Annotated in this window: 15 protein-coding genes and 1 pseudogene; 7 read left to right on the top strand and 9 right to left on the bottom strand. The window is 66.9% G+C overall.

What is annotated here, in order from left to right; all coding sequences use genetic code 11:
* Positions 1 to 38: 38 nt before the first annotated feature.
* Positions 39 to 587 carry a DUF4262 domain-containing protein gene (locus tag ADK52_RS37005; RefSeq protein WP_053694227.1) on the top strand — a complete coding sequence of 183 codons (549 nt, stop codon included), beginning with the start codon at positions 39 to 41 and terminating at the stop codon, positions 585 to 587.
* Positions 588 to 932: 345 nt separating this feature from the next.
* On the opposite strand, the gene ADK52_RS37000 is transcribed toward ADK52_RS37005, so the two are convergent.
* Complete coding sequence (locus ADK52_RS37000; protein WP_053694226.1) at positions 933 to 1,427, bottom strand: hypothetical protein; 495 nt, start codon at positions 1,425 to 1,427, stop codon at positions 933 to 935.
* Positions 1,428 to 1,865: 438 nt separating this feature from the next.
* On the opposite strand from ADK52_RS37000, the gene ADK52_RS36995 reads away from it, so the two are divergent.
* Positions 1,866 to 2,177 (top strand): hypothetical protein, encoded by a 312-nt coding sequence (locus tag ADK52_RS36995; protein ID WP_159046123.1) that lies wholly within the window; start codon positions 1,866 to 1,868, stop codon positions 2,175 to 2,177.
* A 269-nt stretch (positions 2,178 to 2,446) separates the two neighbouring features.
* A complete protein-coding gene (locus tag ADK52_RS39375) occupies positions 2,447 to 2,920 on the top strand; it encodes a transposase (RefSeq protein WP_063784031.1) in 474 nt (157 codons plus the stop codon).
* A 336-nt stretch (positions 2,921 to 3,256) separates the two neighbouring features.
* On the opposite strand, the gene ADK52_RS36985 is transcribed toward ADK52_RS39375, so the two are convergent.
* Positions 3,257 to 3,955 (bottom strand): CDP-diacylglycerol diphosphatase, encoded by a 699-nt coding sequence (locus ADK52_RS36985; protein ID WP_053694224.1) that lies wholly within the window; start codon positions 3,953 to 3,955, stop codon positions 3,257 to 3,259.
* A gap of 306 nt (positions 3,956 to 4,261) precedes the next feature.
* Positions 4,262 to 5,020, bottom strand: coding sequence for a DeoR/GlpR family DNA-binding transcription regulator (locus ADK52_RS36980; RefSeq protein ID WP_053694223.1), 759 nt, complete (start codon positions 5,018 to 5,020; stop codon positions 4,262 to 4,264).
* A 48-nt stretch (positions 5,021 to 5,068) separates the two neighbouring features.
* Here ADK52_RS36980 and ADK52_RS36975 point away from each other — a divergent pair, with 48 nt between their 5' ends.
* Complete coding sequence (locus ADK52_RS36975) at positions 5,069 to 5,452, top strand: hypothetical protein (protein WP_053694222.1); 384 nt, start codon at positions 5,069 to 5,071, stop codon at positions 5,450 to 5,452.
* Positions 5,449 to 6,123 (top strand): NUDIX domain-containing protein, encoded by a 675-nt coding sequence (locus ADK52_RS36970; RefSeq protein ID WP_053694221.1) that lies wholly within the window; start codon positions 5,449 to 5,451, stop codon positions 6,121 to 6,123. The genes ADK52_RS36975 and ADK52_RS36970 overlap by 4 nt, the downstream gene beginning before the upstream one ends.
* 364 nt (positions 6,124 to 6,487) lie before the next feature.
* On the opposite strand, the gene ADK52_RS36965 is transcribed toward ADK52_RS36970, so the two are convergent.
* Together ADK52_RS36965 and ADK52_RS36960 are read right to left on the bottom strand one after the other, a co-directional pair.
* Positions 6,488 to 7,132, bottom strand: a complete 645-nt coding sequence (locus tag ADK52_RS36965; protein ID WP_053694220.1) for an NADPH-dependent F420 reductase — start codon at positions 7,130 to 7,132, stop codon at positions 6,488 to 6,490.
* 48 nt (positions 7,133 to 7,180) lie between these two features.
* On the bottom strand, positions 7,181 to 7,993 hold the full coding sequence (locus ADK52_RS36960) for an inositol monophosphatase family protein (protein WP_053694219.1): 813 nt from the start codon (positions 7,991 to 7,993) through the stop codon (positions 7,181 to 7,183).
* 116 nt (positions 7,994 to 8,109) lie between these two features.
* On the opposite strand from ADK52_RS36960, the gene ADK52_RS36955 reads away from it, so the two are divergent.
* Positions 8,110 to 9,054 (top strand): LysR family transcriptional regulator, encoded by a 945-nt coding sequence (locus tag ADK52_RS36955; protein ID WP_053694218.1) that lies wholly within the window; start codon positions 8,110 to 8,112, stop codon positions 9,052 to 9,054.
* 180 nt (positions 9,055 to 9,234) lie between these two features.
* Here ADK52_RS36955 and ADK52_RS36950 read toward each other — a convergent pair whose 3' ends face one another.
* The 3 genes from ADK52_RS36950 to ADK52_RS36945 form a co-directional block, all read right to left on the bottom strand.
* Positions 9,235 to 9,660, bottom strand: a complete 426-nt coding sequence (locus ADK52_RS36950; protein WP_053694217.1) for a hypothetical protein — start codon at positions 9,658 to 9,660, stop codon at positions 9,235 to 9,237.
* Between the two features lie 1,176 nt (positions 9,661 to 10,836).
* Positions 10,837 to 10,965 (bottom strand): hypothetical protein, encoded by a 129-nt coding sequence (locus tag ADK52_RS44695; protein ID WP_267887321.1) that lies wholly within the window; start codon positions 10,963 to 10,965, stop codon positions 10,837 to 10,839.
* Between the two features lie 134 nt (positions 10,966 to 11,099).
* Positions 11,100 to 12,125: a hypothetical protein gene (locus ADK52_RS36945; RefSeq protein ID WP_234344409.1), complete on the bottom strand. Its 1,026-nt coding sequence runs from the start codon at positions 12,123 to 12,125 to the stop codon at positions 11,100 to 11,102.
* A 123-nt stretch (positions 12,126 to 12,248) separates the two neighbouring features.
* Here ADK52_RS36945 and ADK52_RS36940 point away from each other — a divergent pair.
* Positions 12,249 to 12,831, top strand: a pseudogene (locus ADK52_RS36940) (transposase); the annotation flags it as partial.
* A gap of 70 nt (positions 12,832 to 12,901) precedes the next feature.
* Here the strand turns inward: ADK52_RS36940 and ADK52_RS36935 are convergent.
* A complete protein-coding gene (locus tag ADK52_RS36935; protein ID WP_053694216.1) occupies positions 12,902 to 13,333 on the bottom strand; it encodes a VOC family protein in 432 nt (143 codons plus the stop codon).
* Between the last annotated feature and the right edge of the window lie 296 nt (positions 13,334 to 13,629).

The raw sequence follows: 13,629 nt of genomic DNA, 5'->3' as shown, positions 1-13,629 counted from the left end.
GCCTGATTCGAACGATCGCCGCTGCGTAGCATCCGTGCATGACCGTTGATCCGTTCCAGTGCCGCTGCGTCCTCTGCCATGACTACGGCGACCGAGACGAAGCGGACCGCGTGGATCTGACGATCACTGAGAACGTGCGGCAGCACGGATGGCACGTCGTGATGGTTCCCGAGGACGAGATCGGTCCTGGGTTCGCCTATACGATCGGCCTCGCCCACACTCACGGCGCACCTGAACTAGCCATGTTCGGGCTCGATGTCCACGCCATGCACCGCATGCTCAACCGGCTCGGAGCGAAGGCCGCCGCGGGTGCTGTAGTGGCTGACGGCCAGAGGCATCCTGACGTGATCGAGGGTCACCAAGTTGCGCTCAGGAATGTGGATCGCCGCTGGTACCGGACCTTCTTCGGACGGGCGATCGGGTTCTACCGACGGCCGCCTTTGCCCGTGTTGCAAGTTGCGTGGCCCGACGCGGACGACCGCTTCCATTGGGAAGAACAGGCTCAGGAGGGGCATCGCGCGTCACAGCCTCAGCTGTGGTTGCCGCCGAGTGAGCACCCTGTTGGGATCTGGACGACCGAACTCTGACCTCGGACGTGCCGACCCGCGATAGACCCGCGCCGGCGCGAGGATCCACCGGAGCAAGATCATCTTGCGGAGCGGTTCGCATCCGGCTCGACCGTCGAGCCGTCTTTTGCGCCTCGGGCTGAGCCCCGCGCACGGTCGCGATGTGTGCGCGGACCCTGCCGTGGGCGACGGGAGCGTGCTCGGCTACGAGTTCGCCATGCTACTGGGTGACGCTGGTGCATCCCTCGGCGGCACTCTGGGGAATGGGGGGCCGTGAGGTCGGCGGATCCAGCTCGAGCTCGGCGCCCACGAGTGGGCAGAAACGGGATCGTCCCTCCGAGAGCGGTCTCGGAGGGACGTAGGCCCTCAGACCCCGGCTGTGCAGAACACGCACGCTTCCCAGAACGGCAGCGCGTCCAGCACCCGGTGGCGTACGCACGAGGCCATCGCGGCCTCGCCCGGCCCGGGCAGGACGCCCGTGCCGGCCCTCGCGGTCTCAGGGTCGAACTCCTCCACCATCGCCCGGTACGTGCGCAGGTACCCCTCGACCCGGGGCGGCTCGTACGTCAGTTCCTCCCACCGGTGGCCGGACAGCGCCAGATCGAGGACGCGTAGCAGGAAGTCCTTGGCCGCGGCTCGCTCCTGCGCCGTGTCCCCCCAGTTGAGCTCCGCCAGGCCGAAGCCGACCACCCCACGCCCCATCACGTTCTGGTCCTGGAGCGTCAGCAGGGCGGCGAAGCGGAAATCCCACGGCTCGCGGGCCAGCGTGGACACGGCGAGCATCAGCACGTCCACGAACACCGCCGTGCCGCCGTTGGTCATCTCCAGATACCGGCCGTCAGCGCCGCCAAACACGTTCATGTCTCCAGAGTAATGAGAGACCGGAGTACGACTTCTTCCACGGTCCCGAACGGTCAGCCACACCCCACCGGCCGCTGCTCGTTTTTTCGGGCGACTTCCCGAACCGACCGGACGACCTCAGTCATCACTCAGCGCGCACACCCCACAAAACCTCAGCCAGAGCCCGGGAATGGGGTTCTGGCGCCCATTCCGCGAGGACGATCACCTGGGTTCTGCCACGGTGACGTGCCGTCATCTGGGACCGTGGTGCGGTGTGATGGCCTCATAGCGGTGCTGTTTCCGCACTTCAAAGCAGTTCTGGTGGAGCGGGTGTTCACGGAGTGCGGGGTTGTGCACATCGTGGCGAGGACCCTGGATGGCAGAGTTTCGTGCCCGGACTGTGGGCTTCCGTCGGATCGTGGAGACGGACGCCTGGTTCGCGCCGGCTCCTGGAGGCCGTTGCAGTTGCGCACGCCGGTGGGCGGGAGCCCGGCTGGCCGTGGTGTGCTGCACAGTGTGGTCAATCGGACGACGCTGCTGAGGCTGCTGATGGTTCTTCCTGACCCGTCCTGGGAGGTGCCCAAGGTGCTCGGGGTCGACGATTTCTCGCCCGGCCGCGGTCAGCACTATGGGACCGTGCTCATCGACGGCGAGATCCGCAAGCCGCTTGGCCTGCTGCCAGGACGGGACGCCGGGCCCCTGGCCGCATGGCTGCGTGAGAATTTCTGGAATCGAGGCGATCTGCCGAGATCGTGCGGGCTCCTGCGCTGAAGGAGCCCGCATCGGGGCCCCCGCAGGCCGTCCAGGTCGCTCCGTTTTCACCTGTGGCAGAACCTCGGCACTGCGGTGGAACAAGGCGTGCGCCGGCACAACGGATGCCTGCGGTCACCCAGCTCCGGTCCCGATGACCTGCCGGACATTGAACCGCCGCCAGCGAAGGAGATGTCATCGTTCGAAGCCCGTATCCGTGCACGTCACGCCCTCGTCCACACCCTCCTCGACCAGGCCACGGCATCCGGGAGATCGCCCGCGAGTTACACATGGGCGGGAACACGATCCGGCGATGCGCCCGCGCGGCAACCCCAGAGGAGTTGCTCGGCGGCCGGCGGCAACCACGGCCCAGCCAGCTCGACCCTTACAAGTCCCACCTGGACAAACGCTGGGCAGAAGGATTCACCAACGCGATCCAGCTCCATTCCGAGCTCCAGGCTCTCGGCTACCGCGGCAGCTACCAGATCATCAGCGACTACCCGCGGCCACGACGGCGACGTCGCATCCGCGTCGTCGGGCCCTGGTTCGTCAGCGCGCGAGCCGAGGAACTTCCCGGCCTCCACTCTTTCGCCACCGGCCTGGAGAAGGACTGGGACGCCGTCGTCCAAGGCCTGACCAGCCAGTGGAGCTCCGGCCCCGTCGAGGGCCGGGTCAACCACATCAAGATGGTCAAACGCCAGATGTTCGGCCGCGCCAAACTCCCGCTCCTCCGCAAACGGGTACTCCTCACCGCCGCCCGATGATGGCCCTGCTCAAGCAGGACGAAGCCGTCGGAGTACGTACTCCGACGGCCAGCAGAGGGCTCGAACAACCACGTTTGTGACGACGAAGTACCCCGGACTCACCCCAGCCGTCCTTTTTGCTGACGAGCCCCGGACCGTCCTCACGGTAACAGCGGCGCAACATGCGGCGCCGCAACGGCGTCCCAGCGACCAACAGAACCGGAGCAACGACGACTGCACCGGGTGTGAGTAGTTGCGGTACAGAAAGTGCCGCTGAGATTGATCGGGTAAGACCGCAAGATCACCCGATGGCCCCTTTTGGGCTTACCTCGGCGATACCCCATACGGGGCGGGCGCTCAGGCGCAGTCGAGGAGGTGGTTGCAGGTGTTGGTGCCGCTGGGGAGGTCGCTCTCACTGTTCAGGATGTAGAAGCCGTACTTTGCCGGAAGCACGATCATCGTCTGATACTGCATCCTGCTGTCGTCCCCGACCACGTGATGCCTGAGGGAGTAGAAGAGGTTACTGCTGAGGTTCGGGGACTTCATCACCCGGTAGTTTCGGGTCTCCGATGCGAAGCCCGTCACCGGAAGTACCGCATTCTTCCACTTCGTCACGTCCGCAGTGATCTTCTGCTGCTTCTCATACCCTTCGAGGTCGCGCAACGCCTGGGCGGCGCAATGGGACATGTGGATGTGCAACTGGTCTTGTCTGCGGGCCTGTTTGGAGTTGATGCCCAGTCCGGCCGCGGCTGGTTGACTGAAGTAGTGGGGGATCCTGCCTTGCGCGGCAGACCAGTAGTCGGTAGCGCCGCCGGCCCAGATCTTAGGGCACTCGATCCCTTTGAGGCGCTCCGTCGGAACCAGTTGAAAGTCCGTCGTGCTTCCCCTGCTGCCCGCCATCACGCCCCAACGGCTTTCCACTTCCAGGCAGGGTCCGGGCTGTTTCAGGACGCACACCTGGATTTCCTCCCAGAGGTGTCCGCCGTCCGTCTGGCTGCCGCAGTCGTCGCCGAAAGGATCGGCGCTGGGGTCGTTCTCCTGATTGTTCGTGGACATGGCATGCCTCCGCCCCTGTGGAGTCTTCCGAGAGCCTGTGTGCAGGATCGGCTGAGTTCAGGAATCCCCCCGATATTGAACAGATAACCAGTCAGGTGAGCCAATCACCCGCAGGGGGCAGCTGTGACGCCGTCAGGCAGGGTGCCGTTCGAGATGAGAGTTCCCGTCTCGTGCGCTCCTTCCCCCGCCCACGCTGGCCGGGATGTGTCAGACGCGGGGCCGCGGTGGACGCCGACTTCGCCGACCTCCAGGACGCCGAATTGAATGGCGCTCCACCAGCCTCCCGTGACATCCAATCCGTGCAGCTCACGTGGCTACGAGGACCTCCACACCGAGTGTCTTAAGTTGCTCGATGACCGTGTCGTGAGGATCGGCGTCGGTGATCAGCCCGGTGATCTTCTCCCACGGCAGGACGCGGTACGGCGAGGCCGTACCGATCTTCTCGCAGGAGGCGAGGATGTAGGTGTCCGCGGCCCGCGCGGACAGGGCACGCTTCATCGCCGCCTCCTCGGCGTCCCCCGTGGTCAGTCCGGCCTCGGGGTGGACGCCGGTGACGCCGAGCAGGCACAGGTCGGCGGAGACGTTCTGCGCGGCCTCGACCGCGGCGGCGCCGCAGGTGACCGCCGAATGCTTGAAGACGCGCCCTCCGAGGAGGAAGAGTTCCGCCCGCAGGTGGTCGATCAGAGCCGTGACGATCGTCGGGCTGTGGGTGATCACCGTGCAGGCGAGGTCCTTCGGGAGCGCCCGCGCCACGGCGAGGGCGGTGGTGCCGCCGTCGAGGATCACCGAGCCGCCCGGCCGCACCAGTGCGGCCGCCACCGAGGCGACCTTCCGTTTGCCGTCCGGGGCCACCGCCTGCCGGGCGTCGTAGTCCACCACTGCGGGAGACGCGGGCAGCGCGCCACCGTACACCCTTTGGCACAACCCCTCGGCGGCGAGATCGCGAAGGTCACGCCGCACGCTGTCCTCGGAAATGCCCAGTTCGGCGGCGACGTCCTTGGCCACGACCTTTCCCGTACGGGCGAGCAGATCGAGCAGGTGCTCACGTCGTTCAGCAGCCAGCATTCACGTTCCTTCCTGTTCTTGCACGATTCTGCATGTATCTTAGCCGCCGTGACTGACAAGCCCCTGCTCATCCTCATCGCAGGTCCCTACCGTTCCGGCACCGACGGCGACCAGCAGGCCATGGCCGCCAACCTCGCTCGCCTGGAAACCGCGGCCTGGCCCGTCTTCGCGGCCGGACATCTCCCCGTGATCGGCGAGTGGATCGCCCTGCCCGTCCTCCGCTCCGCCGGCGCGGGCCCCACCGACCCCCTCGCCGACCAGGTGCTCTACCCGACCGCCGACCGGCTGCTCGACCATTGCGACGCCGTGCTGCGCCTGCCGGGCGAATCCGCCGGTGCCGACCAGGACGTCGCCACCGCCTGCCGCCGCGGCCTGCCCGTCTACCACGACGTCGCCGAGATTCCGCGCCGCACCCCGCAGCAGACCATGTGACGAACAGCCCGGGTGTCGACACCCGCGATCACCGCGGACGCACCGGTCTCCACCTCGCCGGACGCGACCTCGACCGCAACCCCGACGTACGGATACGCGACGTCGAACTCTCCTCCCAGGGCTGGCACGTCCTGCGTCGCACCACCTTCGACTACCGGCGCCGCGACGGACGGTGGGAGACCCAGCAGCGCGAGACCTACGACCGCGGCAACGGCGCCGCCGTCCTGCCCTACGACACCGAACGCAGCTGCGTCCTGCTCACCCGCCAGTTCCGCTACCCGGCCTACGTGAACGGCCACCCCGACGGCATGCTCATCGAGGCGGCGGCCGGACTGCTCGACGCGCAAGACCCGCACACCGCGATCCGCCGCGAGAGCTCCGAAGAACTCGGCATCAGACTCGGCCCGCTCACCCACGTGCTCGACGCCTACATGAGTCCGGGCTCCGTCACCGAGCGCCTCCACTTCTTCGCCGCCCCCTACACCCCGGCCGACCGGACCGGCACGGGCGGAGGACTCGAGGAAGAGGGCGAGGACATCGAAGTCCTCGAACTTCCCTTTGCCGAGGCCCTCGCCATGACCCGCGACGGACGCATCACCGACGGCAAGACCATCCTGCTCCTGCAATGGGCAGCCCTGTGCGGGCCCTTCGCCCGACAGCAGAACGTCTGAAAGTCCGCCCTCGCCAGATACGCCCAGGAAGGCAGAGCGTTCGATTTCCGGGACGGCTCAGGTGCCTCCCGAAGTGGGGTTCTGGCACACATTCCGTGAACGATCTTGACTCGGGCTCCACCAGCTTCCCGTGATATCCAATCCGTTCAGCTCACGTGGTGTGCACCTCCCGCAGGCGGGGAGTCAGCTAGATCGAACCGGGAATGGGAGTCGTTTGTCAACGACTTCGGGAGTCGCCTCCCGTGTCGTAGGCGTGATCCGCTGGCGATGGGCTTGGGCGTCGCTTGCAGCCCAGCGGGCGTTGCCCCTGTCGGCGCCCCAACTGCCTCGTACGAGCCATCGTTCTCAACCCGGTCGTATGGGGTCAGCGGGCGAGGGAGACGGCGAAGGGGTCGAAGCCGTGTCGGCGCAGGATGTGGGGCACGATGAGGATCATGGCTTCGGTGGCGCGGGCTGTAGTGATGTCGCCGAGGTTCTCGACCCGTTCGTGCTTCCAGCCCAGGTCGCCGAGCAGGCTGGTGACGGTCTTCTTCGCGTTCTCGTCGTCCCCCGAGAGATAGGCGGTCGGTGGGGTGGCCAGGGTTTCGGGGGCGGTCATGACCATGAACAGCATGGTGTTGAGGGTCTTGACCACACGGGTGTCGGGGAGGGCGGCCTGGAGTTTCTCGGCGAGGCTGCTGCCGGGGTAGTACAGGTCGCCGGGCATGCCGTCAGCCGCGTCGCGGGTTGCGTTGGAGACGTCGATGAGGATCTTTCCGGCGAGTTCGGCGCGCAGGTCGGTGAGGCGGTCCAGGGAGCTGTCGCCGGGCGTCGCGTTGATCACGATCTCCGTGGTGCGGGCGGTGGTGCGCTGGTCGGCGAAGGCGATCCGCGGGTCGAGCCCCATGGTGCGGGCAGCGGTGTCTTCGGGGTTCCGGGTGCCGAGGGTGACGTGGTGTCCGGCTGCGGAGAGCTTGCGGGCGAGATTGGTTCCGACGCGGCCGGCGCCCAGGATGCCGATGTTGGTCATGCGGTGATGCTCCTTGCGGTATCGGGTGGGAAGGGTGGAGACGTCCGGTCAGGCGATCGGCGAGAGGACCTTGAGGGCGGCGGTGTGGATGCCGGGGGCGGCAGCCAGGAAGTCGCGGCTGCCCGTGTTCCAGGGTTCGCCCGTCAGGTCGGTGACGGCGCCTCCGGCCTCGGAGACCAGCAGGGCGCCGGCGACCAGGCCGGAGCGGACGTCGGAGAACTGCCAGAACGCGTCCATGCGTCCGGCGGCGACGTGGATGAGCTGCATCGTGGCGGGAACGGACACGCGCACGACCAGGCCGTTGATGAGCATGGCGGTGACCGAGTCACCGATCCGCCGGAAGGTGCGCTCGTCCTCGCCGGGCTTGGCCTGGCCGGTGCCGATGAGGGCGGCGCCCAGCTCGGTCTTGGCGGACACCTTCAGGGGCCGGTCGTTGAGGCGGGCACCGCCGCCGGCGACCGCGGTGTAGGTGTCGCCGGTCAGTGGCAGGTGGACGACGGTGAGTACCGGCAGGTTGTCGCTGACCAGGGTGGCGGTGACGGCCCAGTCCTCCATGCCGTGGACGTGGTTGATGTTGCCCTCGGCGGGGTCGACGACCCACCACTCCCCGGGCGGGAGCGCGCCGCCCGCCAGCTCGTCCTCGGCCCACTGCGACCCGCGCCGGGCCCGCAACAGGGGTTCCCGCAGTACGTCCAACACCGCGTCGTCGTTGGCGTGGATCTCGCCGACGATCTCGGCCAGGCTCGCACCCCGGGCGTACGCGGTGTAGCGGTCGCGCAGCGTGACGCCGGCGGCCTTCACCGCGGCGGTCACGTCGGACAGGAGCGTGCCGTCGGCGTCGAAGGGCATGGCTGTGCTCATGGTGGGCTCCCTGGGGAATCGGAGAAGCGGGGCGGTTGTCTCGCCCCCGCACTTCGAAGGTAGGCCGCCCGATCATTAACAACAAGTGCATGCTTGTCACTTGTAGAGTTACTGCCATGCAATTGGATCTGAACCTGCTCACGGCTCTGGACGCCCTGCTCGAAGAGGGGAGCGTCGCCGGCGCGGCAGCACGCCTGCACGTCACCGCACCGGCGATGAGCCGCTCCCTGGGCCGCATCCGCAAGGCCACCGGTGACCAGATCCTGGTCCGCACCGGCCGCACCATGGTTCCCACCACCCGGGCGCTGGCCATGCGCGCCCAAGTCCACGCCCTCGTACAACAGGCCCATCAACTTCTTTCCGCGCAGCAGGAACTCGACCTGGCGGCACTTGAGCGCGTGTTCACCGTGCGCTGGCACGACGCCCTGACCGCAGCCTCCGGCACTGCCCTGGTCACCGCCGTCCACCGGCAGGCCTCCGGCGTGCGGCTGCGCCTGTCCGCCGAACCCGGCACGGACGACGCCGAGCTGCGCCGGGGTGAGGTCGACCTCGAATCGAGCTCCAGCGCTCCGACGCTCCCCGACATCCGCCACCGCCTCGTCGGCAGGGACCGGCTCGTCGTCGCCGTCCGACCGAGCCACCCGCTCACCGAAGGCCCGCTGAGCCTCGAGCGCTACGCGGCCGCCGAACACCTCACCGTTTCGCGACGCGGCAGCCTGCGCGACCCGATCGATGACGCCCTGACCACACACGGCCTCGAACGACGCGTCGTCGCCGCCGGGCCCACCGCCGCCTTCGCACTGCAACTCGCCCTCGGTACCGACCTGGTCGTCACCCTCCCCGAGGCCGTCACCCGCGCCGCCCGGGAGCAACTGGGCCTGGTCACGCTGCCGCTGCCGCTCCCGCTGCCCGGCGTCCCCCTGTACCTGCTGTGGCACCAGCGCTACGACAACGACCGCGCCCACACCTGGCTGAGAGACCTGGCCACCGAAACCGTCCAGGCACTATTCGCACCGCCTACCGCCGCTCAACAGCCCCTGACCGACGAGACCGGGCAGTGACGGATACACCCAGGGAAAGGCCGAAAGGCCTAAGCGCCGGGGTGAGCGGGTACGCCGGCTGAGGCATTCGATCCGTTCACCCGGCAACCGCAATCAGGCCCTCCGACACCGACCGCGTCGAATCGTCAAGGGCCTGGCCGGGCCGGGCCCGTCGAGAAGAGCCCGGCGCAGCGGTCTCACTCAATCCACCGTTCGTGAGGCGAGCGCGTCGATACCTGATGCCCGCAGCTTGCGGGCCAGGAGCTCCATCTCGGGCAACGTCCCTGAGTACTGCCCGATCAGGACCTGCTCCAGCACGGCCTTGACACCGTCCATGCCGATGCCGAGTTCCGCCCGCAGCACCCGCATCACGCGGGCGTTGCTCGTTGGCCGGCTTACCCGCAACCTTGCCCGCCCGTGCTCGGAGAGCAGTCGGCTGCGCATTTCATCCGGAATGTCACGGCCACAAACGGCCAGGGCGAACCCACAGGTCGAACACGTTGCCTCAACATCCCACCGCAGCGTCTCGTCAACCAGCGCCTGAGCTCCGCACCACTCCGCGGCGGCACCGCACCCCTGGCACACAGCGGAGTACCTGATGGACTCGACCAAGATCGAATTTTCCATGATTCCACCCCTCAACAGAGAAGAGGTTAAGCGGCAAGTCGAACGTCTTTCGGGGCGCCAACGCTCGGTATCGAACCCGCCGGCCGCACTCCACAGCCGCATCGGTGCCTCACGAAGCTGTCTCACCCAGTCCAGTCCACGCAGGTCCATGCGATCCCGGCGACCGTCTTCGCCGAGACCGGACATCAGCGCCCCCTGTCCGACGTGCACGACTATTCGAACACATGCTCTAATCGAAGGGTGAGGCACGATTCCGAACCCGACACCTTGCTGCTCCAGATCTCGTGGACCCGAACCTACGAGGCCATGGCCCAGCTGCCCTCCGACACCGGCGCGACCAGGCACCGCCGCGCCTTGATCAGACTCTCCTGCGCGCTGGCCCGCCAGGGCGCAGGTGGCGCCGACCTGGCAGCGCTGCGGCGTCGAGCAGCGTCTCGGCGGTGGCGGGAAGCTGCGTGAGCTATGGCCGGCACGACCAGGGGCAGAGATTCTCCGGCGCGGCAGCATGACGGCGTGAGCGTTCCGGCCAACGCCGGCGGCCCGGTGCCGCAGGTACCGATCGGGCTCGTCACGCCAGCTGGCCGGCACCTTCAGGCACGCCTCGTCGAGTGGCAGCAGATCGAGGCAGATCGAGCTCGACAGCGGCCGTCGGGTCTGGCCGTACAAGATCGCGGCCCCGATGTGGCAGGCAGCCGCCGACTGTGGTGTGGAGGCCGTCGGCTTCACCACGTGGGTGACCGCCGACGTCCTTCGCCCGCACCGGTGCGTTGCCTACGACGCGATTCCATCCCACCGCGTCCCGACGCCGCCGCCGGAGCCCGAGACGTGGGGGTGGGTGCTTCGTCCTGGTCGGCACTTCGCCCCGTTCTCGGCCGGCGAGGCCGGGCGGTCGTCCACGAGAGCAACTGCCGCCGCACGGAGCGAGCCGGCGCGGAACTGAGGACCAAGGAGGCCCTGAAACGCACTCATGCCGTCCGGCGTCGACGCATGCCATGCCACGACTGCGACGCGGCCGCAGTCCTCATCCCTGCATCGCAGCTGGGAGAGGGACACCCCCCGACCCGTCCCAGTGGGACGTTGACGACCCGCTGGTGGCAGAGCGACTTGGCGCCGGCGGGTGCGTGCCGAACTCCGGGCGACGATCGACATCGCCCACCCTGAGAGCCCGCCCTGGGTTCAGCGGGCCGAGATCGACTCGGCCGAGCCCGACCAGGTGTACGCCATCGGGATGCGCCGGCCGCTTGAGTCCCTGCGCCGGCTCGACGACGCGACGTACGCGTACCCGCCCACCCTGATCAGCCCCATGGGATCCCTGTGGCCGCCTCTGGCCATCTCCAGTGCAACTCGCGTAGGTACGTCATGTGCTGATCACGTCGCGAGGTGTCCCCTGGGAGCACTTGGTCACTCACACGGTCTGAGTGGCCGCACTCGTGCACGTGTCATGCCGGGGGCTTCTGCAGCCAGTCTGCTTCGGTGGTCCAGAACATTTGGCGCGCACCGAGGTAGTCGTGGGCGAAGTCCGTGAACCGTTCGCGGGTGTACGGCTTACCGGTCTTGGGGTCCTTGGCGTTGATGTCGGGTTCCTGGACGGCCATCGCGACGAGGGGAAGGGCGTCCTTGTATTCATGGAGGAACTTGTAGGAGTTCTCCATTTGGTACTTTCGGTCCGGCAGGGTGTCCGGTCCCCCGATGCCGATCTTCTTGTCCCTGGCGAGGTCGAACATCTCCTTCATGCGCTTGTGGTCGTCGTCATCCGGCAGGAAGTTGATGTACTGGATGAACTGCGTCTTGGTGAAGACCTTCTTGCCGTAGCGCATGTTGTCGATCTCGGCATCGATGTAGGACTTCGAGGTGTACTTGGTCTGATCATTCTTGGTGTCCACCTCGACCGCGGTCTCCGGAAGGTTCACCCCGGCAAGCTTGCCGTCGAACCGCTCCGCCATCGCCTTCAGCATGGCCTGGAAGTCTGCTCGCACCTCTTTGTTCCACTGCGCGGCCATGGCCCCATGGGTGGTGGGGTTGTCAGGGTTCTCATCGACCGTCGGCGCGACCCCGCCCTCGTCCTTCACATATTGGGGAACGTTGGCGTCCTTCATGGCTACATCGAAGAATCGATCCTGCACCTGGACGAACAGTTTCTTGTGGCGTTCCTGGAGATACCTCAGGGCATTGTCCAGCCGCGACCACTTGTACTCCCCCTTCTTCCCCTCAAGGGCCTTCCAGGGCACCACCACCTGTACGCCGCCGATGTCCGTACGGTCAATCATGGCCTTGACCTCAGGGTCCTCGCCGGACGTGGCATCCTCGAATGCGCCGAGCGACATGTACAGATTGTCCGTCACCTTGCCGCGGGACACCGCAGCGGCCTGATCTGGGGCGGGAGCCGCGACGGCCACCCCGACGGCGGCCGTCAGGGCCACGGCCGTGAGGACAACAGATCCGGCTGCACCACGTTGCATCATCATGAGCGAGACGCTAGGGGAGAGTTCTAAGTGAAAGATAAGAGCATCCGTCGTCACCGATGCTCCGCCACTCACCGCAACCGAATCAGACAGCCCGTCACAGAGCGGCGGTTTTCTGGCTTTATAACGAATCTGACGATGCGCCAACTCGCCCCATTGTTTGGCATCTCGAAGTCGGCGGCCGACCGCATCACCGACCAGCTCGGCCCGCTCATCGCGTTCCAGCCTCGGCGCCGGTTCGCCAAGGACACCGTGCTGGTAGTCGACGGCACCCTGGCGCCTACCCGGGACCACAGCATCGCTGAACAGTCAAAGAACTACCGGTACGCCACCAACCCACCAGGTCGTCATTGACGCGGATACCCGCCTGGTCGTTGTGGTCGGTGAGCCCTTGCCCGGCAATCGCAACGACTGCCGGGCATGGGAGGAATCTGGAGCGAAGGCCGCCGTGGGCAGGACCCTCACGATGGCCGACGGCGGCTATCCGGGCACCGGCCACCTCATGCCCCACCGCCGCACCCCGGGCGAAGAGTTGCCGGGCTGGAAGCGCGAGCACGATCGCTCGCACAAACAGGTCCGGGCCCCGCGTCGAGCACGTCTTCGCCCGCATGAAGACCTGGAAGATCCTCCGCGACTGCCGTCTCAAGGCGACGGGGTCCGACACGCCATGCTCGACATCGCCCGACTGCACAACCTCGCTCTCACGGGATTGCTTCAGCCGCATACGAGACCTGAGAGGTCCCCAGAAGACGACTCCCCCTCGCAGTCTCGGAGGAGAATCATGCGAGGCAGAACTCGTTGCCCTCGATGTCCTGCATCGTGATGCACGACTCGTTGACGCCATCGGCGCGCTGCGTCAGGACGTGTTTCGCGCCGAGCGCCATCAGCCGTGCGCATTCGGCCTCGAGTGTGGCCAGGCGCTCGTCACCCACCAGCCCTGTGCCGACCCGCACATCAAGATGCACCCGGTTCTTGACGCCCTTGCCTTCGGGAACTCGCTGGAAGAGCACGCGCGGGCCCACACCCGAGGGATCCGCGCACGCGAAGTAGACCTCGTCCTCAGGTGGCAGCGAGTGGTGGTACTCCTCCCACGTGGCAAAACCCTCCGGGACTGTCGGTACGACGTACCCCAGCACCTCGCACCAGAAGGCGGCGAGGCGCGCAGGTTCCGCGCAGTCGAAGGTCACTTGGAACTGCTTGATCGTTGACATCGGCGCACGATAACAGGGGCCCTGCCCATCTCCGCGGGCGGGTGGATCCACACGTTGCCGGGAGGACGGCCCCTGCCATCCGCTGCTGTGTCGTGTGGTCACAGGGGTGAACCGAGGTCGGCGCCTCTTCCAAAGGGTGGGACCCAGGATCCGATCTCAGCCGACCACTCTCGTGCCAAAGATCAGTTACGGGACACCCCTAGGTCCTGTCGTCAAAGTGATCTTGGGTTGTGGATCATGGTGTCGTGATACGTCGCCATGAACTGTCCGATGCCGAGTGGGAACTCGTGCAACCG

The sequence above is a fragment of the Streptomyces sp. WM6372 genome (assembly GCF_001279655.1).
Lineage (GTDB): Bacteria > Actinomycetota > Actinomycetes > Streptomycetales > Streptomycetaceae > Streptomyces.
The sequence above is the reverse complement of the archived record's forward strand: the minus strand, read 5'-3'. Positions and strand labels throughout refer to the sequence as shown.